The organism is Burkholderiales bacterium (genome assembly GCA_023511995.1).
Lineage (GTDB): Bacteria > Pseudomonadota > Gammaproteobacteria > Burkholderiales > Thiobacteraceae > Thiobacter.
Window position 1 is genome coordinate 22,756 of the sequence record JAIMAL010000019.1, and the last position, 21,891, is coordinate 44,646.

A 21,891-nucleotide genomic window follows, 5' to 3' on the forward strand; every position below is an offset into this window, starting at 1 on the left:
GTCAGGGAGTGGCCCGCCGCCGGTTACTGCCCGCAACCAGGCGGATTTCGTAGAGGCGGCACTCCAGCGGGCCGTTGTAGAGCGGGATGCGGCGGGAGGGGGTAAGGCGCATGAGCTGGGGCATGCGGCGATCGGCGGTGAAGAACCAGGCCGTCCAGCCGGCGAACCGCTGTTTGAGCACGCTGGCGAGCCTGGGATAAAACGCCGCCAGGGCCTGGGCCTCCCCCATGCGCTCGCCATAGGGCGGGTTGGTCACCAATAGCCCGCTCGCCGCGGGCGGGTGGCAGTCGAGCACATCCTCCTGTTTCACTTCCACGCTTCCGGCAAGCCCGGCTTCGACGAGGTTTGCCTGCGCATGGCGCACTGCGGCGGCATCGCGATCAGCCCCCCAGATGGGTAAGCGCTCCGGCGCTTTTGCCGCCGTGCGGGCTTCCTCCTGCATCCTTTGCCATGAGGCGGCATCGAAATTGCGCAGGCGTTCGAAGGCAAAGCGGCGGCCCAGCCCGGGGGCGATGTCGAGGGCGATCAAGGCAGCCTCGATGAGGAAAGTGCCGCTGCCACACATGGGGTCGAAGAGGGGCACGCCGGGCTGCCAGCCGGCAAGGTGCAGGATGCCGGCGGCCAGATTCTCCCGCAGGGGCGCCTCGCCCTTGGACTTGCGCCAGCCTCGCTTGAACAGCGCCTCGCCCGAGGTGTCGAGATAAAGACTCAGCCGCGCCTCGTCGAGGAAGGCGTGGATGCGCACCTCCGGCGCCTTTGTATCGACGCTGGGCCGCGCCTGGCAGACCGCGCGGAAGTGGTCGCACACCGCATCCTTGATGCGCAGGGCCACGAAGTGGAGGCTGCGCAAAGGACAGTGGCGGCCGACCGTGGCGACGGCGAAAGTCTGGGTGACGGTGAACAGGGATGACCAGGGGACGTCGCCTGCCACACGGTAGATGTCATCCTCGCTGCGGTAGGGGGCGGTGGCGATGCGCCAGAGGACGCGGCCGGCGATGCGGCTTTGCAGATTGATGCGGTAGCAGAGGGGGAAGGGGCCGGCAAAACCGACGCCCCCCGGCGTGGGTTCGACAGCGGTCGCGCCAAGCCCTCTGAGCTCTGCGGCCAGCACCTCCTCCAGCCCCCGGGGGCAGGTGGCAAAAAAATTTTCCAGCGTGTCCATCTAGAAGGGTTTGACCACCACCAGGATCACCACGCTGATGAGGATCACCACCGGAAACTCGTTGAACCAGCGATACCAGACGTGACTGTGGCGGTTGGCGTCGTTGCGGAAATCCCGCAGAAGTCTGCCGCACCAGAGGTGATAGAGGATGAGCACGACGACGAGCGCCAGCTTCGCGTACAGCCAGCGGCCCTCGATGCCATAACCGAGCCACAGCCACAAGCCGAAAAGCACGGTGAGGACGGCGCCCGGCGTCATGATGCCGTAGTAGAGCTTGCGTTCCATGATCTTGAAGCGGGCAATGGAAGGCGCATCCTCGCTCATGGCGTGATAGACGAAAAGCCGCGGCAGGTAGAACAGGCCGGCAAACCAGGTGACCATGAAGATGATATGGAACGCCTTGACCCAGAGCATCGTTCACTCCCGAAAAGGCGCATCATACCGCAGCGCCTTGAGCCTCGGGGGAGGGTGCGCAGCCCATTACCAGACCCGCCGGTGCCCAACTTGGGCTTCTGCTGTCTGTCAAACGGGGATCACCGGTCAGCGCGTCTTTCCCGTTTCGTCTATCGTATTCGTTTAAACTTGCAGGACCGCATTTCGGGGAAAGGTCCCTTGGATTGGAAAGCCTTTTACAGACGCCACAACGGCAAGCTGGTGCCTTTGCTCCTGGTGGGGCTCATCGTCTATCTCTGGTTCCGGCCGCCGGCGTGGGTGGAGACGGTGAGTGGGGAACCGGCGCCGGTGCGCTTCACCACCCTCGATGGCGCGGTGCACGCGCTTGCCGATTTGCGGGGCAAGGTGGTGCTGGTCAATTTCTGGGCCACGTGGTGTCCCTACTGCCGCCACGAGATGCCCGCCATGGAGCGCTTCTATCGGGATCACCGCCAGCGGGGCTTCGAGATCGTCGCCTTCAGTGTGGATGAGGACCCGGGGCGGGTGGCGGCGTTCATGCGGGAGCATGGTTACACCTTTCCCGCCGCCATGGCCGATGTGGCGATCCAGCAGGCTTTCGGGGGTGTAAGCCGCCTGCCCACCTCCTACATCCTCGATCGGGAGGGGCGCTTGCGGCACAAGGTGCACGGCCAGGTGCATTACGGCCGTTTGCGCGCCCTGGTGGAGCCCCTGCTGTGAGCGGGGCATGCCGCCGGTCGCCGCGGTGAGGCGGCATGCTTTCCCTTGCGGGGCTTTTCCTTACGGCTTTTCTTTCCTCCACCGTGCTGCCGGGGCAGTCGGAAGCGGCGTTGTTCGCCTTTCTGCGTTTTCACCCCGACCGCGCGGCGCTGGCCCTTGCCGTGGCGACCGCGGGCAATACCCTGGGCGGCATGACCTCCTATCTGATGGGGCGGCTTTTGCCCTCGCGCGCCCCGGAAGGGCGGGCGCTTGCCTGGGTCCGCCGCTTTGGAAGCCTTGCTCTCCTCTTTGCCTGGTTGCCGGTGGTGGGCGATGCCCTGCCCCTCGCCGCCGGATGGTTGCGCCTCAATGCCTGGCTTTGTGCCCTCTTCATGGCAGCGGGCAAGCTGGCGCGTTATGGGGTGGTGGCCTGGGCGGCGGGATTTTGATGGCGGCGGCAAGCCCCGCGCCTTGAGCGGCGAGCTGCGGGGCGGGTGCTAAAATGCCGCTTTGCCCGATGCCGCCATGACCACCCGCCTGCGGGAAATCCCCTACAACTATACGTCTTTTTCCGACCGGGAAATCGTCATCCGTTTCCTGGGGGAAGAGATGTGGCAGGTGCTCGATGCCCTGCGCAGCGAGCGCCGCACCGGCCGCTCCGCACGCATGCTCTTCGAGGTGCTGGGCGACCTCTGGGTGGTCTCCCGCAATCCCTATCTGCAGGATGATCTGCTCGCCAACCGCCGCCGGCGGGAGGCGCTGATCGGCGCCCTGCGTCACCGTCTGCGGGAAATCGAAGCGCGCCGCCAGGGTAACGAGCAGGTGGCGCGGCTGCTTGCCGCCGCCAGCCAGGCGGTGGATGCCTTCGCGGCGGAATTCGAACACACCCGCCTTCTGCGGGCGCGGGTACTGAAGAAACTTTCCCCCCTCACCCGCCGCGACAACATCGCCTTCGATCCCATGAGCCGGGTCTCCCATGTCACCGACGCCACCGACTGGCGGGTGGAATACCCCTTCGTCGTGCTCACGCCGGACAGTGAGGAGGAGGTGGCGCCGCTGGTGCGGGCACTGATCGAGTTGGGACTCACCATCATCCCCCGCGGGGGCGGCACCGGTTACACCGGCGGCGCGGTGCCCCTCACCAAGCTTTCGGCGGTCATCAATACGGAAAAGCTGGATACCCTCGGCAGCGTGGAAAGGGTCATGCTGCCCGGTGTGGCGACGCCCGTGCCGGTCATCCGTTGCGGTGCCGGTGTGGTGACGCGGCGGGTGATGGAGGCGGCGGAGGCGGCGGGACTCGTCTTCGCCGTGGACCCCACCTCCGCCGATGCCTCCTGCATCGGCGGCAACGTGGCGATGAACGCCGGCGGCAAGAAAGCGGTGCTGTGGGGCACGGCCATCGACAATCTCGCCTCCTGGCGCATGGTGGACCCGCAGGGGCGGTGGCTCACCGTGGAGCGTCTGGACCATAACCTGGGCAAGATTCACGAAGTCGAGGTGGCGCGCTTCCGCATCACCCGCCATGGGGCGGACGGCCAGGGGGTGGAAAGCCAGGAGGTGCTGGAAATTCCCGGGCGCGCCTTCCGCAGGGCGGGATTGGGCAAGGACGTCACCGACAAATTCCTCGCCGGTCTGCCGGGCATCCAGAAGGAAGGCTGCGACGGCATCATCACCTCCGCCACCTTCATCCTGCATCGCATGCCGGCCTTCGGCCGCACCGTCTGCCTGGAATTTTTCGGCCAGGTGCACGAGGCCGTGCCGGCCATCGTCGAGATCAAAGATTATCTTGACCGGCATCCCCAGGCGCGGCTGGCGGGGCTGGAACACCTGGATGCGCGCTATGTGAAGGCGGTGGGGTATGCGACCAAGGCCAACCGCCCGCAACGTCCCAACATGGTGCTGCTTGCCGACATCGTTTCCGATGACGAGCAGGCAGTGGGGGAGGCGGCCTCCCACATCGTGCGTCTGGCCAATGCCCGCGGGGGCGAAGGCTTCATCGCCGCAAGCCCGGAGGCCCGGCGCACCTTCTGGCTGGACCGGGCGCGTACCGCCGCCATCGCCGCCCATACCAATGCCTTCAAGATCAACGAGGACGTGGTGATTCCGCTGGCGCGTCTGGCGGACTATAGCGATGGCATCGAGCGCATCAATATCGAGCTTTCCATCGCCAACAAGCTTCTGCTCCTCGACGAGCTGGAAAGCTTTTTCCGCGGCGATTTGCCCATGAGCCGCGATGAGGACGCCTTCGCCGATCCCGAGCTCACCGAGACCCGCCGCCACCGCGCCCTCGATCTCATCCATTCGGTGCGGCGCCGCTGGCAGTGGTTGCGGGATCATCTCGACGCCCCGCTGGCGGACTACGCCGCGGCCTTCGCCCACCTCTCTGATGCCCGGGGAGCAACGGCGCCCACGGTGTTCCGCGCCCTGCAGGATCACAGTCTGCGTGTGTCGTGGAAGCGGGAGGTGCGAGCGCCGCTGGCGGAGCTTTTCACCGGGCGGGGTTTCCGCCTCATCCTCGAGCGCTGCGACGAAATCCACCGGCAGGTGCTGCGGCGGCGGGTGTTCGTTGCCCTGCACATGCATGCCGGCGACGGCAATGTCCATACCAACATTCCCGTCAACTCGGACGATTACGAAATGCTGGCCACCGCCAACCGGGCGGTGGAGCGCATCATGGCCCTCGCCAAGGCGCTGGGCGGGGTGGTGTCGGGGGAACACGGCATCGGCATCACCAAGCTGCAGTTCCTCGAGCCGGCGCAGCTTTCCGCCTTCGCCGAATACAAACGGCGGGTGGACCCGGCGGGTCATTTCAACCAGGGCAAACTTCTGCCCGGTGCCGACCTGCGCAACGCCTACACGCCCAGCTTCAATCTCCTGGAAGTGGAATCGCTGATCATGGAACAGTCGGAGGTGGGGCGTATCGCCGATTCCATCAAGGACTGCCTCCGTTGCGGCAAATGCAAGCCGGTGTGCAATACCCATGTGCCGCGGGCCAATCTCCTCTACAGCCCCCGCAACAAGATTCTCGCCACCTCGCTGCTCATCGAAGCATTTCTCTACGAGGAGCAGACACGCCGCGGCGTTTCCCTGCGCCACTTCGAGGAATTCAACGACGTGGCCGACCATTGCACCATCTGCCACAAATGCGCCAACCCCTGCCCGGTGGACATCGACTTCGGCGATGTATCCATCGCCATGCGCAACTTCCTCCGCCATCAGGGGCAGAAGCGCTTCAACGCCGGCACCTGGGCGTCCATGCTCTTCCTCAACGTCACCGATCCGGCCACCCTGCATCTTTTGCGCAAGGCCCTCATCGAGTGGGGTTACCGCGCCCAGCGTCTTGCCCACACCCTCGTGCGGCGGCTCGGCCTTCTGCCCGGGGAGAAACGGCCGCGGGCCACCGTAGGCTCGCCGCCTGTGCCTGCCCAGGTGGTGCATTTCATCAACAAGCCGCTGCCCGCCGAAGTGCCGCGGCGCACGGCGCGATCACTGCTCGGTCTCACCGATCCCGGCATCGTGCCGGTGATCCGCGATCCGGCGCGGGCCCAGGAGGACCAGGAAGCGGTGTTCTACTTTCCGGGGTGCGGTTCGGAACGGCTGTTTTCCCAGGTGGGCTTGGCCACCCAGGCCATGCTGTGGCATGTGGGAGCCATCACCGTGCTGCCCCCAGGCTACCTGTGCTGCGGCTACCCACAGACGGCGGCCGGCTTCGAGGATCGCGGCCAGGCCATCAGCACCCGCAACCAGGTGCTCTTCCACCGGCTGGCCAACACCCTCAACTATCTGGACATCCGCACCGTCATCGTCTCCTGCGGCACCTGCATGGATCAGTTGCTGAAATATCAGTTCGAGAAAATCTTCCCCGGCTGCCGCCTACTGGACATTCACGAGTACCTCATGGAGAAGGGTGTGCGCCTGGACGGCATCAGCGGCCGGCATTACCTCTACCACGATCCCTGTCATACGCCCATGAAAACCCACCCACCCCTCAAGGTGGCGCAAAGCCTGGTGGGACCACGGGTGCGGCTGTCCGACCGCTGTTGCGGCGAGGCCGGGACGCTGGCGGCAAGCCGCCCAGACATCGCCACCCAGGTGCGCTTCCGCAAGGAGGAGGAGCTCATCGCCGGACGGGAGATGATCAAGGCGGAGGAGGCAACGGCGGAAATCAAAGTGCTGACGGCCTGTCCTTCCTGTCTGCAGGGGCTTGCCCGCTATGAGGAGGATACAGGTCTGGTGGCGGATTACTTGGTGGTGGAACTTGCCCGCCACATCCTCGGCGAGAACTGGATGCAGGACTATATCCGGCGTGCCACCGCCGGCGGCATCGAAAGGGTGCTGCTCTAGAGCCGCCCTTGAAGCGCGGCGCCGGCTGGCCAAGACGGAAGACGGGGCCGCCGCGGGCGGCGCTTGAAGCGGCTGTGCAAAGCTCCTAGGATATCGTCATCGCATCGGCCCCTGAAGGTCCACGTCATGACTTTTCCTGGCAGCGGCGAAATGCAGACGGCCCGGCCCCACATCTCCGACGCGCAGACTACCCGCCAGTGGCTGCAGGGCCTGCCGCTCACCAATGTACCGGCGGCCCATGCCGAGATGCTGGTGCAGATGGAGCTCGTCAACACCTACGCCATGAGCGGGGTGGAACGGCTCAAGGTGATGGAGATCCTGCGCGAGCCCATCCTCTACCTGCAGGGGGAGCAGAGCCGCAAGTACGCCGGCAAACCCTTGCCCTTCGACAACACCGAGCTCTCCCTCTGGCGCAAGGTGCTTGCCTTGTGGGCGGCGCTGGCCAGGGGTTACCAGCATTGTCTGGAAAGTCTGCAGGCCGGGGAGCCCGAGCTCCAGACCTATCTGGGGTTCATCTGTCAGCGCCTGATGCATGCCCTGGGCCGGCAGATCCTCGAATATCACCACGCCTACCAGCCGGTGCCGGAAAAACTCTGGCGCGAGGTGCACCAGACCTACGCCTTGGCGGAGGAGGAAGGGGTCGCCCGGCAGGCGGTGAAGGATGCGCAAAACCCGCTCTTCGACATTTCTTCCGTGGAGGCGGCCTATGGGGCGATCCTCCTCACGGCGCTGGCCGATCCCTATCATCTGACGGCGCGGCAGCTCGCCCAGATCGACCGCTGGCTGGGCAAATGGGCGGCGCGGGTGCAAGTGGTGAAGGAAAAGCCGCAGCCGCTTTACCCGGAACTGCGGCTTTCGCCCATCACCGTGGACCTGGCGTGCGCGGCGGGGCCGGCCATGATCGAGCCGCCGGCGCCCCCCGCAACCCTCCGCTATCTGGATACCAACCAGCTCGCGGTGACCCTCCTCAAGCGCATCCGCCATCTGCGCAAGGGAGGGAGCCCCGGCGAGCTGGACGTGGGCGAGGATTGCGTGCAACCCGCCTGCGAGGCGTTGCTCACCATGCTCTATCAGCAGTGGTGCGAACCGCTGCCCATCCGCGGCTACGAACGCCGACCCGGCGAGGCGAAAGCCCAGGTGGCGTTCACGATTCCCGCCATCCACTTCTACTGCAATGGGGAAAAGCCGCTGCGTCAGCCGGGGGAGGCGCCGGAACTCTCCTGGCAGGCGATGCAGGATCTGCAGGTGTTCGGGCACGTCTCCACGCACACGGCGAAACTGGTGGCATCCCAGCGCGGCTATGCGCTGGAGACCTGGCGCATCGTCGATGAGTCGGCGCTGGGTTTCCGCCTGGCGGCGGAAGGGGTGCATGGGGCACGCATCCAGCAAAACCAGCTCGTTGCCGTGCGGCCGCCGGATGCAAAAAGTTTCGTCCTCGGCGAGGTGCGCTGGTTGCGTTATCGTCCCGATGGCACCCTGCAGATGGGGATTCACAGCTTTCCCGGCATCCCGGTGGCGGTGGGCGTACGCCCGCCGGTGCTGATTTCCGCCCTGCAGGCCAAGTATCAACCCGCCTTTCTGTTGCCGGAGATTCCCCGCCTGAAGGTGCCGGCGAGCCTCATCCTCCCCCTGGGCTGGTATAGCCCCAACCGGCCCCTGGAGCTTCTTTTCGAGGACAGGCTCACGGTGAAGCTCACCGGCCTTCTCCATCACGGCAGCGATTTCGACCGGGTGACCTTCGAGGCGGGCGGCGGCTAATTTTTCGTCCCCACGGTGCGCTAGCCGCGCTCCTCCGCCAAAGCGCTGCGCTCCTTGGGGGCGATCACGCGGTTTGCAGGAAAACAGGCGGCAAAGGTGCTGCCCTTGCCCACTTCGCTTTGGATTTCCAGACGGGCCTGGTGGCGGGTGAGCACGTGCTTGACGATGGAAAGCCCAAGCCCCGTGCCGCCCGTCTCCCGGGAACGGCTGCGATCGACACGGTAGAAGCGTTCGGTGAGGCGGGGAATGTGTTGCGGCTCGATGCCGATGCCGGTATCCCGCACGGAAAAGCGCGCACCATCCCCGGTGCGTTCCCAGCGCAGCACCACTTCGCCCCCGGCCGGCGTGTAGCGGATGGCGTTGCTGATGAGGTTGCCGAAGGCACTGGCAAGCTCCCCTTCCGCGCCCATCAGCCAGGCGTCGCTGTGGATCTCCGCGCGCACCCGATGGCGGCCGCGGGAGAGGCTTTCCGCTTCCCTGAGCAGGCGGGTGATGAGTGCCGGCACGTTCACCGGCGCTTCCTGCAACGGGTTGGACGCGCTCTCCAGGCGGGAGAGGGTGAGCAGGTCCTCCACCAGCCTCTGCATGCGGCGGGTTTGCTCCAGCATGAGCTCGATCTGGTGGTTGCGTTCTTCCGGCGGCAGGTCGGGATGTTCGTGCAGGGTTTCGAGGAAGCCGCCCACCACGGTGAGGGGGGTGCGCAACTCATGGGACACATTGGCCACGAAGTCCCGGCGCACCGTCTCCAGTTGCTCGAAGCGACTGATGTCGCGGGAAATGAGCAGCTTCTGCTTGGCACCGAAGGGCACGAGCTGGATGGAGAGGGTGAGCTCGGGATTGCGGGCGGATTTCAGAATGAGCGGCTCGGCGTAGTTTTGCGCGGCGAGATACTCGTGGAACTGGGTCTGGCGCAGAAGATAGGTGATGGGCCGGCCGGCATCGGTTTCCAGGTTGAGCCCCAACTGCCGCTCGGCCACCGGGTTGAGCCACTCGATTTCATCGTTTTCGTCCAGGATCACCACGCCGTCGGGCATGGCCTCGCCGGCGCGACGGAAGCGGGCCAGCGCCTCCGACAACTGATGCCGGCTTTTCGATTGCCGGCGCACGATCTGGTAGAGCTCCGCGAACACATCGCCCCAGGCGCCGCCCGCCTGGGGAACGGTGCTGAGCTGGGGATCGCGCAGCCACCGGGCCAGTTTGGCCAACTGGCGCAGGTGATAGAGGGCATGGCCGGCCATCGCCAGGGCGAGGAAAACGGCCGCCACGGTGGCCCCTGCCAGCGGCCACAGAATCAGGGCACCGAGGACGTAGAGGGCGAGCGCGCCAAGGGCGCGCGTCCAGAGATCAGACATGGGCAAGGACGGGACAGAATTGAGAGATTATGGCACGCCGCCGGCGAAGGCCTGGGGTCAGGTTTGGGCGGAGAAGCGGTAACCGGCCCCGCGGACGGTCTGGATGAGTGCATCGTGGCCGGTGGGTTCCAGTGCCCGGCGCAGCCGCCGGATGTGCACGTCCACTGTCCTTTCCTCGACGAAGACATGGCTGCCCCACACCTGGTCCAGAAGCTGGGCGCGGGAATGCACCCGCTCCGGATGGGTCATGAGGAAATGCAGCAGACGGAATTCGGTGGGCCCGAGGTTGAGGGGCACGCCGTTGCCGGTGACGCGATGGGTGACCGGATTGAGGACAAGACCATTGATCTCCACCGGCTCGTCCGTCATCTGCGGGGCGCGCCGGCGCAGCACCGCCTTGATGCGCGCCATGAGCTCCCGCGGCGAAAAGGGCTTGGTGACATAATCGTCGGCGCCGCTTTCCAGGCCACGCACGCGGTCCATCTCCTCGCCGCGGGCGGTGAGCATGATGATGGGAATGTCCCGCGTGTGGCGGTCGGCCTTGAGCCGGCGGGCGAACTCGATGCCGGACTGGCCGGGCAGCATCCAGTCCAGGAGAATGAGATCGGGGATGGCCTCCTTCATGAGCCGGCTGGCCTCCTCGGCGCTTTCCGCCTGGACCACCGTGTGGCCGGCCTGCTTCAGGTTGAAACTCACGAGCGCCTGGATTGCGGGCTCGTCTTCCACCACCAGTACTGTCGCTGGCATGGCTTCCTCCTCATGACGGCGGATGGCATAGTATGACGTCAATGTGACGGTTCGATGACACCCCCCGCTTTGCCCCGGTGAGAATCCTTTTGCTGTCCGCCTTCCTCCTGCTCACTGGCTGCGCGCCGCTCGCCTATTACCTGCAGGCTGCGGGCGGGCAGATGGAAGTGAGTGGCAAGGCCGTACCCATCACCGATGTCCTCGCCGATCCGGCCACCGATCCGGAGCTTGCCCGGCGGCTTGCCGTGGTGCTGGCGGCGCGGGAGTTCGCCAGCCGGGAGCTGAAACTTCCGGACAACGACAGTTTCCGCCGCTACGCGGACCTCGGGCGGCGCTACGCGGTGTGGAATGTCTTCGCCGCGCCGGAGTTTTCCCTCAAACCGCTGGAGTGGTGTTTCCCGGTGGCGGGCTGTGTCGCCTACCGCGGCTATTTTTCCGAAGCGGCGGCGCAGGCGGCAGCGGCCGAGCTTACGGCAGCGGGTTTCGATGTCTTCGTCGCCGGCATTCCCACCTATTCCACCCTGGGCTGGTTTGCCGATCCCGTACTCAACACCTTCATCCGTTATCCGGAAGGGGAGCTCGTCGGCCTCATTTTCCATGAGCTGGCCCATCAGACGGTTTACCTGCCGGGGGATACCGCGTTCAATGAATCCTTCGCCACCGCCGTGGAGGAGGCGGGCGTGCGCCGCTGGTTTGCCCGGCAGCCGGATTCCTCCCCGGCGCGGGCATGGGAGGAGACGAGACAACGCCGTCAGGACTTCCACGCCCTGCTGTTCCGCATCCGCGACCAACTGGCCCGGGCTTTCGCCGAGGCCGCGGACGAGGCAGACGCCCGCGCCCGCAAGGCCGCCATCCTGCGCGCAGCGGAAGCGGAATACGAAGGCCTGCGCGCAAGCTGGGGCGGCTATTCCGGTTATGACCGCTGGTTCCGTTCAAGCCCCCTTAACACCGCCAAGCTGGCTTCCGCCACCCTCTATCTCGATCACCTGCCGGCCTTCCGCACCCTGCTGGGTTGTCTCGACGGTGATCTGCCGGCTTTCTATGAGGCGGCGCGCGGCCTGGCAAAGCTGCCCGCGCCTGAGCGCAACAGCCTTCTCGCCGGGCTTGCGGGGGGAGAGCGCTGCGTGGTTTTGACCCCCTCCGGGGCAACCCCTATCATGGGTGGCATGACCTCCTCCCTTTCCTCCACGCCATGAGCCAGGTCCCGGGCAGCCGCTTTTGCCTCTACGATACCCAAGCACTTTCCGCCGTGCTGGATGCCATGGCCTGGCAGGCGGCGGGGCTTTTTACCGGGCGGCGGGACGTGATCGTGGTGGGCATCCTGCGCCGCGGAGCCCCGCTGGCCGATATGCTTTTCACGCGGCTTGCGCGGGATTTCCATGTGCCGGGTCTGTCACGCCTGGATCTTGCCATCAAACGCTATGGGGACGATCTCACCCTGCTTCACCCCGAGACGCGGCTCACAGAAAACCCCGCCCACGCGGGGCTCGATCTTTCCGGGCGTTCCCTCATCGTGGTGGACGATGTGATGTACAAGGGTTATTCGATGCTGCGTGCGGTGGAGTACCTGGCCGGCAAGGGGGCGGCGGAGATCCGCACCGCGGTGCTGGTGGATCGGGGCGCGGCGAAACTGCCGGTGCGCACCGACATCGTCGGTGTCACCCTCAACGTCGCCCCCACTGACATCATCGAGTGCAACGTGCCGCCCTACGAACCTACCCTGAAGATCGACCTGCTGCGCCCGGCGCGGGCCTGAGGCGCTCACGGGCCGGGTTGCCCCCGTCCCGCCCCATCGACGCAGGCTTTGCCGTGGCAGCCGAAAACGGAAAAATAACGCGCCCAGACGAAGATGAGGAGGGGCAGGGCAAGGGCGGCGAGCTTCTGCCAAAGGGTCAGGGCATCCCCATGCCACCAGCGCACGGCGGCGGCCACCGACTCGACGAAGAGCACGAAGAAGGTGAAGGCGGCGAGGATTTTGCCCATGACTTTCAGCATGCCCACCACTTTGCCCGATTTGCCGCTATAGTCAATGCCATGAGCCGTGCCCTGTTGCTTTTCCTGGTCTTTGTCGCGCTGCCGGCGGTGGCCGCGCCGCGGGTGGTGATGCTGGCCGTGGATGGGGCCATCTCGCCCGCCAGCGCGGATTATGTGGTGCGGGGCATTACCCGTGCCGAGGAGAGCCAAGCGGAAGCGGTGGTGCTGCGGCTCGACACCCCCGGCGGGCTCGATTCGGCCATGCGAGACATCATCCGCAAAATCCTCGCCTCCCGCGTGCCGGTGATCGCCTGGGTGGCACCGGAGGGGGCGCGGGCCGCCAGCGCCGGCACCTACATCCTCTATGCCGCCCACGTGGCGGCCATGGCCCCCGCCACCAATCTCGGGGCGGCGACACCGGTGGCCATCGGGGGACCCATGCCGGAAGGCCCTGGCGAACCAAAAAAACAACCGGGCGCCGAGAAGGGCGCCGAGCCCTCCGCCATGACGAAAAAGCAAATCCATGATGCCGCGGCCTATATCCGCGGGTTGGCGCAGCTACGGGGGCGCAATGGGGAATGGGCGGAGCGCGCGGTGCGCGAGGCGGTGAGTCTGTCCGCCGAAGAGGCCTTGCGGGAGAAGGTGATCGATGTCATCGCGGCGGATCTCCCTTCGCTGCTTGCCGCGGTGGATGGCCGGCGGGTCAGGGTGGGGGAGGCCGAGCGCCCGCTTGCCACGCGTAATGCCCAGGTGGAGGAGCGCCTGCCCGACTGGCGCACGCGACTGCTTGCCGTCATCACCGATCCCGGCGTGGCCTACATCCTCCTCCTTCTGGGCATGTACGGGCTCATCTTCGAGTTTTCCAATCCGGGTTTCGGCATCGCCGGTGTGATGGGGGCGATCTGTCTCCTCCTTGCCCTGTTCGCTTTTCAACTGCTGCCCATCAGCTATGCCGGGCTCGCCCTCATCCTGCTGGGGGTGGGACTGCTCATCGCCGAGGTGTTCGTGCCCAGTTTCGGTGTGCTGGGGCTGGGGGGCATCGTTGCTTTCGTCGCCGGCTCCATCATGCTCATGGACCGCGAGGTGGCGGGGGCCGGTGTGCCGTTGGGTCTCATCGGCGCCTTCACCGTGGCCACCGCCGTTTTCATTCTGGTGGTGGGCCGCATGGCCCTGGCCTCGCGCAGGCGCCCGGTGGTGAGCGGCCGCGAGGAACTCCCGGGTAGCGCCGCCGAGGTGGTGGAGGTGAAGGACGGGATGGCCTGGGTGCGGGTCCACGGTGAATTGTGGCGGGCGCAAAGCGATACGCCCCTCGCGGTGGGCGACAGGGTAAAGGTGCGGTCGGTGGATGGCCTCACCCTGCAGGTGGACAAAAACTGAAGCAAGGAGCATCTCATGGTGGAACTCATTTTCGGCTCGGGCTGGCTGCTCATTCTCATCATCGCCTTCCTCGTCTCGGCGCTGAAGATTCTGCGCGAATACGAGCGGGGCGTGGTGTTCATGCTGGGACGGTTCTGGAAGGTGAAGGGGCCGGGACTGGTGGTGGTCATTCCCGGCATCCAGCAGATGGTGCGGGTGGATTTGCGCACCATCGTCATGGATGTGCCCAGTCAGGATGTGATCTCCCGCGACAACGTCTCGGTGAAGGTGAACGCGGTGGTTTATTTCCGCGTGGTGGACCCCGCCAAGGCCATCATCCAGGTGGAGGATTACCTCTCGGCCACCAGCCAGTTGGCGCAGACCACCCTGCGCGCCGTGCTGGGCAAGCACGAGCTCGATGACATGCTGGCGGAGCGGGAGCGGCTCAATCTGGACATCCAGACCGTGCTCGACCAGCAGACGGATGCCTGGGGCATCAAGGTGTCCAATGTGGAAATCAAGCATGTGGACATCGACGAGTCCATGGTGCGGGCCATTGCCCGGCAGGCGGAAGCGGAGCGGGAGCGCCGGGCCAAGGTCATTCACGCCGAAGGCGAGCTGCAGGCCTCCCAGAAACTGGCTCAGGCGGCAGAGGTGCTGGCGCGGCAGCCGGCCGCCATCCAACTGCGTTATCTGGAGACCCTGACGGCGATCGCCGCCGACAAGAACTCCACCATCGTCTTCCCCCTGCCCATCGATCTCATCGATGCGATCCTGAACAAAAAATCCTGAAGGTGACTCGCGCCAGGTTTTTTGCTCACTGTCGCGGCCCGGGCCGCCGCGGAAAGCCGAAAAGGGCCGCGGGCAATTCCCGGCAGGAAGGCGTAACTCACGGCCGCGCAAACAGCCAGGCAAGCAGGCTGTCCTGGAAGGGGCGGGCGCGGGCAGCCTGCGGGTCATTGATCAGGCAGACGACGATCATCTCCCGTCCTTTCGCATCCCGGGAATAGCCGGCCAGCGCCCGCACATCGTCGAGGGAGCCGGACTTGAGACGCGCCTGTCCTGCCACGGGCTGCCCCGCAAGGCGGTGGCGCACCGTGCCGTCGAGCCCCACCAGGGGGAGTGAGGCGGCGAACTCGGGATACCAGAGCGAGGCCCTTGCCGCCCCCAATAGCGCGGCAAGGTGCCGCGCGGTGATGCGGGTGCCCCGGTCCAGTCCCGCGCCATTGCCCGGCTGCAGTTCCACAAAATCGAGGCCGCGGCTTGCCAGCACCGTCTTCACCGCCAGGGCCGCTTTTTCCGGGGTGGCGGGGGGGCCGAAGAGCTCCGCGCCGAGGGTGAGGTAAACCTGTCGCGCCATCACATTGTTGCTGAACTTGTTGATGTCGCGCACCACCTCGGCAAGGGGCGCCGATTCGAAACGGGCCATGAGCCGCGCCCCATCGGCAACCGTGCCGGCTTTGACCCGCCCCCTTAAACGGCCGCCCAGTTCCTGCCAGAGGCTGTTCAGGAGCAGTTCGGCCTGGGTGTCGGCATCGAAGAGGGCGAAATGGGCCGACTGCTCACCACAGGAGAGGGGATACTCGCCGCCAAGCCGCAACAGCACCCCCCGCCGCGTTTTTTCCACGGTGGCGGCGAGATTGTTCTTCCAGTCCCCGCAGGGGCCGGCCACGGGGCGCAGCCGGTTGTCGAGGGCAAGACCCGCTGCCGCTTCCAGGCGAACGTGAAGGCGGCCGCTTTGCGGCAGGATGTGGAGGCGCTGGGTGCGGAAATTGAGGAGCAGGGCATCGGGCCCCACGTTGTAAGGCCGGAGGGGCTTTCCGTCGAAGGCCGCGGGGTCTTCCGGCGGCAAATCGAAATGACTGCGGTCGAGCACCACATCGCCATCGATCTTTCGCAAACCCCGCGCGCGCAGCTCCCGCAGCCAAAGCCAAAGGGTCTCGAGGGTGATGCGGGGATCGCCATAACCCTTGAAATAGAGTCGGCCCTTCAGCCGCCCGCCGTCCTCCTCCCCATCGGCATAGACTTCCGTGCGCCAGCGATAGGCGGGGGTGAGGGCCTCCAGCGCGGCGAAAGTGGTCACCAGTTTGATCACCGAGGCGGGGTTCATGGGGCGGTCCGCCTGGTGGGCGATGAGGGGAGTGGGGCTGCCCAGCTCCTGGACAAAGAGAGCGAGGCTTGTGGGCGGCAGGCCGGTTTCCTCCAGGGCACGCGCCAGCTCTGCCGGCAGTTGCGCTGCCGCGGGGAGGGGGAAAAGCAAGAAACAAAGCACCGCCCAGCCGGCGCGCGATAGCCACCGTTGGCGGCACTTGTGAAACAAAGCCAGCCGTTGCGCCCCCGCCCTGGCCGCCGGCGTGGCTTCAGCGGTGGCGGGCGAAATCCCGCACATACCAGTCCATGGCGATGCGCAGTCCCTCCTCCACGGTGTGGGTGGGCTGGTAGTGCAGCAGGCGTTGGGCCTTGGAGATGTCGGCCAGGGAATGACGCACATCGCCGGGGCGGAAATCCCGGTGGAGGGGGCGCTTGTCCTTGAGGTGGGGAAAGCGCGGGGCGAGTTCGGCACGCAACAGCTCAAAGAGTTCATTGAGGGTGGTGCGGCGGCCGACGGCAATGTTGTAGACCTGGCCGCGTGCCGCCTCGTCCCGGGTGGTGGCGGCGAGGAGATTGGCTTGGATGGCGTTCTCCACGTAGCAGAAATCCCGGCTGGTTTCCCCGTCGCCATTGATGTAGACGGGCTCATCGCGGATCATGGCGGCGATCCATTTGGGAATCACCGCCGCGTAGGCGCCTTCCGGATCCTGGCGCGGGCCGAAGATGTTGAAGTAGCGAAGCCCGATGCTGCGAAAGCCATAGCAGCGGTCGAACACTTCGGCATACAGTTCGTTGACGTACTTGGTCACCGCGTAGGGGGAAAGAGGCTGGCCGATCTCGTCCTCCACCTTGGGCAGACGCGGGTGATCGCCGTAGGTGGAGCTGGAGGCGGCATAGATGAAGCTTTGCACGCCCGCATCCCTCGCCGCCACCAGCATGTGGAGGAAGCCATCGACATTGCTCTGGTTGGTGGCCACGGGGTCCTCGATGGAGCGGGGCACCGAACCCAATGCCGCCTGATGCAGGACGTAGTCCACACCCCGGCAGGCCTGGCGGCAGAGGTCAAGATCGCGGATGTCCCCTTCGAGGAAGGTGAAGCGCTGCCACTGGGTGGGGCTCATCAGGGTGCGGACTTCATCGAGATTGCGCCGGTGGCCGGTGGCGAAGTTGTCCAACCCCACCACGTGCTGGTCCAAACGCAGCAAGGTTTCCAGGAGGTTGGAGCCGATGAAACCGGCGACACCAGTGATGAGCCAGGTGCGGGGACTGCGGGCAAGCTCCTCGCACAGGGCGGCGTAGGCAGGGGCATGCATCACGACCTCACAGACGCCAGAAACGGGCAAAGGCGGCGCGTGCCGCATCGGGATCGAAAATCCCCTTGACATCGATGAGCGCGCCGCGACCGTTCACCTTCGCCCGGTAATCGGCGAGCGGCCGCTCGATGAACTGCCGGTGGGCGACGGCGGCGACGATGCCATCGGCGGTGGGCAGCGCCTCCCAGCTCTTTAGGGTGATGCCGTATTCGTGCTCCGCCTCCCGGGGATCGGCGATGGGGTCGTGCACGTGCACTTCCACGCCATAGCTTTCCAGTTCACGGATGACGTCGATGACGCGGGAATTGCGCAGATCAGGGCAGTTCTCCTTGAAAGTGAGGCCCAGCACCAGCACCTTCGCCCCCTTGATCTGGCTGCCGGCGGCGATCATCTCCTTCACCGTCTGCTCGGCGATGTATTTGCCCATGCCGTCGTTGATGCGGCGTCCGGCGAGGATCACCTGCGGGTGATAACCCAGCATGTCGGCTTTGTAGGTCAGATAGTAGGGGTCCACGCCGATGCAGTGTCCGCCCACGAGTCCCGGGCGGAAAGGAAGGAAATTCCATTTGGTGCCGGCCGCGCGCAGCACTTCCAGGGTGTCGATGCCGATCTTGTGAAAGATCAGGGCGAGCTCGTTCATGAGGGCGATGTTGAGGTCCCGCTGGGTGTTCTCGATCACCTTGGCAGCCTCCGCCACCTTGATGCTGGAGGCGCGATAGACGCCGGCGGTGATGATGGATTCGTAAAGCGCCGCGACCTTTTCCAGGGTTTCCGGCGTGTCGCCGGAGACCACCTTGAGGATGCGCGTCAGGGTGTGTTCCTTGTCGCCGGGGTTGATGCGCTCGGGGGAGTAGCCGACGAAGAAATCCTCCTTCCACTTCATGCCGGAGTGTTTCTCCAGCAGGGGAATGCACACCTCCTCGGTGGCGCCGGGATAGACGGTGGACTCATAGACCACGATGGCGCCTTTTTTCATGTGCCGGCCCACGGAGGTGGAGGCGCCGATCAGCGGCCCGAAATCCGGTTGATGCGCGGCATCCACGGGCGTGGGCACGGCGACGATGATGAAGTCGCAGGCCGCAAGCTGGGAGGCGTCCGTGGTGCAGGTGAGATGCACGGCGGCCCGCAGGTCTTCCGTCGCCACTTCTCCGGTGGGGTCGCAGTGGCGGCGGTAATGGGCCACTTTCTCCTCCGACAGGTCCACGCCGATGGTCTGGAATTTCTTGCCGAATTCCACGGCAAGCGGCAGGCCCACATAGCCGAGCCCGACGACACCGATGATGCTCATGGTGATCAACCCCTGTTTCTTTTGCAATGTTCCCGCATTCTAACCAAGGGAAGCGGCCGCCGATAGCCGCGGGCCGTGACCAGGGCCGGCTATAATCCGCCCATGGTGAAGACGATGCGTGGGCGATTGTGCCTCGCGGCGATGCTGGCTGCAGCTTCCATGCCAGCGCGGGGGGAGCTTGCCGACACCATTGTCCGCGTCAAGCCGGCGGTGGTGGCGGTGGGCACTCAGCAGGCAACCCGCGCGCCCCAGCACGTCTTCCAGGGCACGGGTTTCGTCGTCGGGGATGGCCGGCAGGTGGTCACCAATGCCCATGTCCTGCCCCGCAATCCCGATCCTGCGCAACCGGAGCGCCTCGTGGTGCTCGCCCAGGTGGACGGCCGGCCGCGAGTCCTTCCCGCCCGCGTCGAGCGCATCGATATCGCCCATGATCTGGCGCTTCTCACCCTCGACGGACCACCGCTGCCCAGCCTCCCACTGGGCGATGCCAGTCGGGTGCGGGAGGGCATGGAGGTGGCCTTCACCGGCTTCCCCCTGGGCATGGCCCTGGGGCTTGTGCCTGTCACCCACCGCGGCATCGTCTCCGCCATCACCCCGGTGGCCAGCCGCGCGGGCGGGGCGCGGGATTTGAGCCCCCAGGCCATCGAACGGCTGCGCCAACCCTTCTTCGTTTTCCAGCTCGATGCCACGGCCTACCCAGGCAACAGCGGCAGTCCCCTGTTTGATCCCCGCACCGGCGAGGTGCTGGGCGTGTTGAACAGCGTCCTCGTCAAGAAAAGCAAGGAGGCCGCGCTCAGCGACCCCTCCGGCATCAGCTATGTCATCCCGGTGAATTTCATTCGCGATCTGCTGGCCGGTGCCGCCCGGCCGTGACTTACAGCCGGTCCAGCACCGCCCGTGTGCCCCGTACCAGGTGGTCGATTTCCGGCTCGCCGATGACATAGGGCGGCATGAAATAGACCGTCGTCCCCAAGGGGCGCAGCAACAGCCCCTGTTCCAGGGCAAGGGTGAAGAAGCGGCGGGCGAAGTCGGCGGGGGGATCCGCCACCTCGAATGCCCAGATCATGCCCAGATGGCGGAATTGCCGCACCCGCCCGTGGCGGGCGATGGGCTCCGCCGCTTCCGTGAGGGCGCGGGCGAGTCTGCGGTTGGCTTCCAGCACCTGACCTTCCTCGAAGATATCCAGCACCGCCAGTGCCGCCCGGCAGGCCAGGGGATTTCCCGTGTAGGAATGGGAATGGAGGAAGCCCCGGCTGAGCGCCTCGTCATAGAAGGCGGCATACACCTCATCGGTGGTGAGCACTGCCGACAGGGGCAGGTAGCCCCCGGTGATGCCCTTGGACAGGCAGAGGAAATCGGGCGCGATGCCGGCCTGCTCACAGGCGAAGAGGGTGCCCGTGCGACCGAAGCCCACGGCGATTTCATCGGCGATGAGGTGGACTTGGTAGCGGTCGCAAAGACGGCGCGCCTGCCGCAGATATTCCGCATCGTACATGGCCATGCCCCCCGCGCATTGCACCAGGGGTTCGAGGATGAGGGCGGCGGTGGTGGCGTGGTTTTCACTGAGCCAGACTTCCAGGGCGCGGGCGGCCTCCATGGCGCGCTGCAAGGGGGGTACGCCCGGCGGGGCACGGCGGGGATCGGGGCTTGGCGCCTGATGGGTGGGCCGCAGCAGGGGCGCATAGGTGGCCTTGAACAGGGGCACGTCCGTCACCGACAGCGCGCCCAGGGTTTCCCCGTGGTACCCGTTTTCCAGGCTGACAAACCCGGTCTTCTCCGGCCGGCCGCGGTTTGCCCAGTAATGGAAACTCATCTTGAGGGCGATTTCCACCGCGGAGGCGCCGTCCGAGGCATAGAAGGCGTGTCCCAGGCGGCCGGGGGCGAGGCGCGCGAGTCTTTCCGAAAGCTCCACCACCGGCCGGTGGGTGAAGCCGGCCAGGATGACGTGTTCCAGCCGTTCCATCTGGTCGCGGAGGGCGGCATTGATGCGGGGATTGGCGTGACCGAAGAGATTCACCCACCAGGAGCTGATGGCATCCAGGTAACGGCGGCCGTCGAAGTCGTAAAGCCACGCCCCTTCGCCGCGGGCGATGGGGACGATGGGCAGGGTCTCGTGCACCTTCATCTGGGTGCAGGGATGCCAGACTGCCTGACGGCTGCGGTTGAGCCAGCGTTCATTGGACATGGGTCTTCTCCGCAAGGGGCCATTCTAACCCGCCCGGCGGCATTGCCTGCGCTGGCACCTTGCGCTAGATTTTTCCGGGTCATTGCCCGTGGAGGCCACGCATGGAAATCTTCCAGAAGATCACCGCGCAGATCAGCGCCGTCGGCCTGCCGCTGTATGCGGTGAGCCTGACCGCCGTGCCCCGGGCGGACACACCGCTGCTCCTTTTCCTGCACTGGCACGGCTTCCGCAGCAGCGGGCAGGCCCGCAAGGTGCATCCTGTTCCCGGTTCCGCGCTGCAGATCAACGAACGCTGGCAGGCGCTGGAGGAGATCGATGAGGCCATGCTGGAGGCCGGCTGGCGGTTGGGGGCGTGGGATGTGGAGCGGGAAGAGCGGCGCCCCTGCAACCAGGTGGGGGCAAGCAGCCGGGAGGCGCTGGAATGCCTGCAGGCCTTCGGTGAACACCTCGACCGCCGGGCGGCCGAGGCCCTGCTGCTTGCGGAGGCGCCGGACCGCGAAGTGCTGCTCAAGGTGGGGGCGGAAAAGGGCTATGTGCGCTGGCAGTTCCGCCCTGTGCGCGGCGGGGTGTGGGCGGCCACGCCAGGCGATGAGACACTGGCTGCCGATGGCAGCCGGGAGCCCCCCTGCCCCGTCGCCCCCCGGCCGCCGGCACTCCACGGGCGGAGCCTGCGTGCCGTCCGCCGCACGGTCTATCGGCTTGGCCGTATCACCCGCTTGATCCTCCCCTCTTGAAATCGGGGGGCCTGCCCCCATCTTCCTGCCCGCCGGCCGAGGAACCGGCACCGGCCGCGTGCCGCGGCCGCTTTCGCTTTGATGGGCATCCCCTTCGTCACCCACCGGGGGTGCCTCGGGTAATCTGCAATCGGATAGGAGAGTTGTGATGCACATTCGTCCCCTTTACGACCGGATTATCGTCAAGCGGATCGAACAGCAGCGTCAGACGGCTTCCGGCATCGTCATCCCGGATACCGCCGGGGAGAAGCCGGAACAGGGTGAAGTCCTCGCCGTCGGTCCCGGCAAGCTGCTGGACAATGGCACCGTGCGGCCACTGGAGGTGAAAGTGGGCGACCGCGTGCTGTTCAGCAAGTATGGCGGTCAGACCGTCAAGGTCGAGGGCGAGGAACTTCTGGTGCTGCGCGAGGAAGACGTGCTCGGCATCATCGAACAGGGAAGCGCCAGCGCCAAGAAGGCTGCCTGATGGAGTGGACC

Annotated in this window: 20 protein-coding genes; 11 read left to right on the forward strand and 9 right to left on the reverse strand. The window is 66.0% G+C overall.

The window, feature by feature from the left end:
• Nucleotide 1 precedes the first annotated feature (1 nt).
• Complete coding sequence (locus K6T56_10105) at nt 2–1,162, reverse strand: methyltransferase (protein ID MCL6556702.1); 1,161 nt, start codon at nt 1,160–1,162, stop codon at nt 2–4.
• Nucleotides 1,163–1,576 (reverse strand): protoporphyrinogen oxidase HemJ, encoded by a 414-nt coding sequence (hemJ, locus tag K6T56_10110; GenBank protein MCL6556703.1) that lies wholly within the window; start codon nt 1,574–1,576, stop codon nt 1,163–1,165. It lies immediately after the preceding gene.
• A gap of 198 nt (nt 1,577–1,774) precedes the next feature.
• Between hemJ and K6T56_10115 the strand changes: the two genes are divergently transcribed.
• The 4 genes from K6T56_10115 to K6T56_10130 all read left to right on the forward strand — a co-directional run bounded on the left by K6T56_10115 (nt 1,775) and on the right by K6T56_10130 (nt 8,374).
• Nucleotides 1,775–2,293, forward strand: coding sequence for a TlpA family protein disulfide reductase (locus tag K6T56_10115; protein ID MCL6556704.1), 519 nt, complete (start codon nt 1,775–1,777; stop codon nt 2,291–2,293).
• 35 nt (nt 2,294–2,328) lie between these two features.
• Nucleotides 2,329–2,721 (forward strand): DedA family protein, encoded by a 393-nt coding sequence (locus K6T56_10120; protein MCL6556705.1) that lies wholly within the window; start codon nt 2,329–2,331, stop codon nt 2,719–2,721.
• Between the two features lie 76 nt (nt 2,722–2,797).
• Complete coding sequence (locus K6T56_10125; protein ID MCL6556706.1) at nt 2,798–6,616, forward strand: DUF3683 domain-containing protein; 3,819 nt, start codon at nt 2,798–2,800, stop codon at nt 6,614–6,616.
• A 126-nt stretch (nt 6,617–6,742) separates the two neighbouring features.
• Nucleotides 6,743–8,374: a hypothetical protein gene (locus K6T56_10130; protein MCL6556707.1), complete on the forward strand. Its 1,632-nt coding sequence runs from the start codon at nt 6,743–6,745 to the stop codon at nt 8,372–8,374.
• Between the two features lie 20 nt (nt 8,375–8,394).
• Here K6T56_10130 and phoR read toward each other — a convergent pair whose 3' ends face one another.
• Together phoR and phoB are read right to left on the reverse strand one after the other, a co-directional pair.
• Nucleotides 8,395–9,726, reverse strand: a complete 1,332-nt coding sequence (gene phoR, locus K6T56_10135) for a phosphate regulon sensor histidine kinase PhoR (protein MCL6556708.1) — start codon at nt 9,724–9,726, stop codon at nt 8,395–8,397.
• Nucleotides 9,727–9,783: 57 nt separating this feature from the next.
• Nucleotides 9,784–10,473 (reverse strand): phosphate regulon transcriptional regulator PhoB, encoded by a 690-nt coding sequence (gene phoB / locus K6T56_10140; GenBank protein MCL6556709.1) that lies wholly within the window; start codon nt 10,471–10,473, stop codon nt 9,784–9,786.
• Nucleotides 10,474–10,634: 161 nt separating this feature from the next.
• Here phoB and K6T56_10145 point away from each other — a divergent pair, with 161 nt between their 5' ends.
• On the forward strand, nt 10,635–11,669 hold the full coding sequence (locus tag K6T56_10145) for an aminopeptidase (protein ID MCL6556710.1): 1,035 nt from the start codon (nt 10,635–10,637) through the stop codon (nt 11,667–11,669).
• Nucleotides 11,666–12,229, forward strand: coding sequence for a phosphoribosyltransferase domain-containing protein (locus K6T56_10150; GenBank protein MCL6556711.1), 564 nt, complete (start codon nt 11,666–11,668; stop codon nt 12,227–12,229). The genes K6T56_10145 and K6T56_10150 overlap by 4 nt, the downstream gene beginning before the upstream one ends.
• Before the next feature lie 5 nt (nt 12,230–12,234).
• On the opposite strand, the gene K6T56_10155 is transcribed toward K6T56_10150, so the two are convergent.
• Nucleotides 12,235–12,468: a hypothetical protein gene (locus K6T56_10155; protein ID MCL6556712.1), complete on the reverse strand. Its 234-nt coding sequence runs from the start codon at nt 12,466–12,468 to the stop codon at nt 12,235–12,237.
• Nucleotides 12,469–12,507: 39 nt separating this feature from the next.
• Between K6T56_10155 and K6T56_10160 the strand changes: the two genes are divergently transcribed.
• Nucleotides 12,508–13,824 carry a nodulation protein NfeD gene (locus K6T56_10160; protein ID MCL6556713.1) on the forward strand — a complete coding sequence of 439 codons (1,317 nt, stop codon included), beginning with the start codon at nt 12,508–12,510 and terminating at the stop codon, nt 13,822–13,824.
• 15 nt (nt 13,825–13,839) lie between these two features.
• Nucleotides 13,840–14,595 (forward strand): slipin family protein, encoded by a 756-nt coding sequence (locus K6T56_10165; GenBank protein MCL6556714.1) that lies wholly within the window; start codon nt 13,840–13,842, stop codon nt 14,593–14,595.
• Nucleotides 14,596–14,692: 97 nt separating this feature from the next.
• Here the strand turns inward: K6T56_10165 and dacB are convergent, their stop codons facing one another.
• From dacB to K6T56_10180, 3 genes are all read right to left on the reverse strand, one after another.
• The gene (gene dacB / locus K6T56_10170; protein MCL6556715.1) at nt 14,693–16,063 is read right to left on the reverse strand and encodes a D-alanyl-D-alanine carboxypeptidase/D-alanyl-D-alanine-endopeptidase; all 1,371 of its coding nucleotides are present in this window, start codon (nt 16,061–16,063) and stop codon (nt 14,693–14,695) included.
• Nucleotides 16,064–16,163: 100 nt separating this feature from the next.
• The gene (tviC, locus tag K6T56_10175; protein MCL6556716.1) at nt 16,164–17,207 is read right to left on the reverse strand and encodes a Vi polysaccharide biosynthesis UDP-N-acetylglucosaminuronic acid C-4 epimerase TviC; all 1,044 of its coding nucleotides are present in this window, start codon (nt 17,205–17,207) and stop codon (nt 16,164–16,166) included.
• A gap of 7 nt (nt 17,208–17,214) precedes the next feature.
• Nucleotides 17,215–18,495: a nucleotide sugar dehydrogenase gene (locus K6T56_10180; GenBank protein MCL6556717.1), complete on the reverse strand. Its 1,281-nt coding sequence runs from the start codon at nt 18,493–18,495 to the stop codon at nt 17,215–17,217.
• A gap of 114 nt (nt 18,496–18,609) precedes the next feature.
• On the opposite strand from K6T56_10180, the gene K6T56_10185 reads away from it, so the two are divergent.
• Nucleotides 18,610–19,368 carry a serine protease gene (locus tag K6T56_10185; GenBank protein MCL6556718.1) on the forward strand — a complete coding sequence of 253 codons (759 nt, stop codon included), beginning with the start codon at nt 18,610–18,612 and terminating at the stop codon, nt 19,366–19,368.
• Nucleotide 19,369: 1 nt separating this feature from the next.
• Here K6T56_10185 and K6T56_10190 read toward each other — a convergent pair whose 3' ends face one another.
• Nucleotides 19,370–20,680, reverse strand: a complete 1,311-nt coding sequence (locus K6T56_10190; GenBank protein ID MCL6556719.1) for an adenosylmethionine--8-amino-7-oxononanoate transaminase — start codon at nt 20,678–20,680, stop codon at nt 19,370–19,372.
• 101 nt (nt 20,681–20,781) lie between these two features.
• On the opposite strand from K6T56_10190, the gene K6T56_10195 reads away from it, so the two are divergent.
• A complete protein-coding gene (locus tag K6T56_10195; GenBank protein MCL6556720.1) occupies nt 20,782–21,414 on the forward strand; it encodes a diguanylate cyclase in 633 nt (210 codons plus the stop codon).
• A 148-nt stretch (nt 21,415–21,562) separates the two neighbouring features.
• Nucleotides 21,563–21,880 carry a co-chaperone GroES gene (gene groES, locus K6T56_10200; GenBank protein ID MCL6556721.1) on the forward strand — a complete coding sequence of 106 codons (318 nt, stop codon included), beginning with the start codon at nt 21,563–21,565 and terminating at the stop codon, nt 21,878–21,880.
• Nucleotides 21,881–21,891: the final 11 nt, after the last annotated feature.

Bases quoted from the DNA above. Each gene is read 5' to 3' on its own strand.
- K6T56_10190 (MCL6556719.1), bottom strand. From the start codon at position 20,680: ATGTCCAATGAACGCTGGCTCAACCGCAGCCGTCAGGCAGTCTGGCAT.
- groES (MCL6556721.1), top strand. From the start codon at position 21,563: ATGCACATTCGTCCCCTTTACGACCGGATTATCGTCAAGCGGATCGAA.
- K6T56_10155 (MCL6556712.1), bottom strand. From the start codon at position 12,468: ATGCTGAAAGTCATGGGCAAAATCCTCGCCGCCTTCACCTTCTTCGTG.
- K6T56_10105 (MCL6556702.1), bottom strand. From the start codon at position 1,162: ATGGACACGCTGGAAAATTTTTTTGCCACCTGCCCCCGGGGGCTGGAG.
- K6T56_10195 (MCL6556720.1), top strand. From the start codon at position 20,782: ATGGAAATCTTCCAGAAGATCACCGCGCAGATCAGCGCCGTCGGCCTG.
- K6T56_10165 (MCL6556714.1), top strand. From the start codon at position 13,840: ATGGTGGAACTCATTTTCGGCTCGGGCTGGCTGCTCATTCTCATCATC.
- K6T56_10150 (MCL6556711.1), top strand. From the start codon at position 11,666: ATGAGCCAGGTCCCGGGCAGCCGCTTTTGCCTCTACGATACCCAAGCA.
- K6T56_10130 (MCL6556707.1), top strand. From the start codon at position 6,743: ATGACTTTTCCTGGCAGCGGCGAAATGCAGACGGCCCGGCCCCACATC.
- K6T56_10125 (MCL6556706.1), top strand. From the start codon at position 2,798: ATGACCACCCGCCTGCGGGAAATCCCCTACAACTATACGTCTTTTTCC.
- phoR (MCL6556708.1), bottom strand. From the start codon at position 9,726: ATGTCTGATCTCTGGACGCGCGCCCTTGGCGCGCTCGCCCTCTACGTC.
- K6T56_10120 (MCL6556705.1), top strand. From the start codon at position 2,329: ATGCTTTCCCTTGCGGGGCTTTTCCTTACGGCTTTTCTTTCCTCCACC.
- K6T56_10160 (MCL6556713.1), top strand. From the start codon at position 12,508: ATGAGCCGTGCCCTGTTGCTTTTCCTGGTCTTTGTCGCGCTGCCGGCG.
- K6T56_10145 (MCL6556710.1), top strand. From the start codon at position 10,635: ATGGAAGTGAGTGGCAAGGCCGTACCCATCACCGATGTCCTCGCCGAT.
- hemJ (MCL6556703.1), bottom strand. From the start codon at position 1,576: ATGCTCTGGGTCAAGGCGTTCCATATCATCTTCATGGTCACCTGGTTT.
- tviC (MCL6556716.1), bottom strand. From the start codon at position 17,207: ATGCATGCCCCTGCCTACGCCGCCCTGTGCGAGGAGCTTGCCCGCAGT.
- K6T56_10185 (MCL6556718.1), top strand. From the start codon at position 18,610: ATGCGTGGGCGATTGTGCCTCGCGGCGATGCTGGCTGCAGCTTCCATG.
- K6T56_10180 (MCL6556717.1), bottom strand. From the start codon at position 18,495: ATGAGCATCATCGGTGTCGTCGGGCTCGGCTATGTGGGCCTGCCGCTT.
- phoB (MCL6556709.1), bottom strand. From the start codon at position 10,473: ATGCCAGCGACAGTACTGGTGGTGGAAGACGAGCCCGCAATCCAGGCG.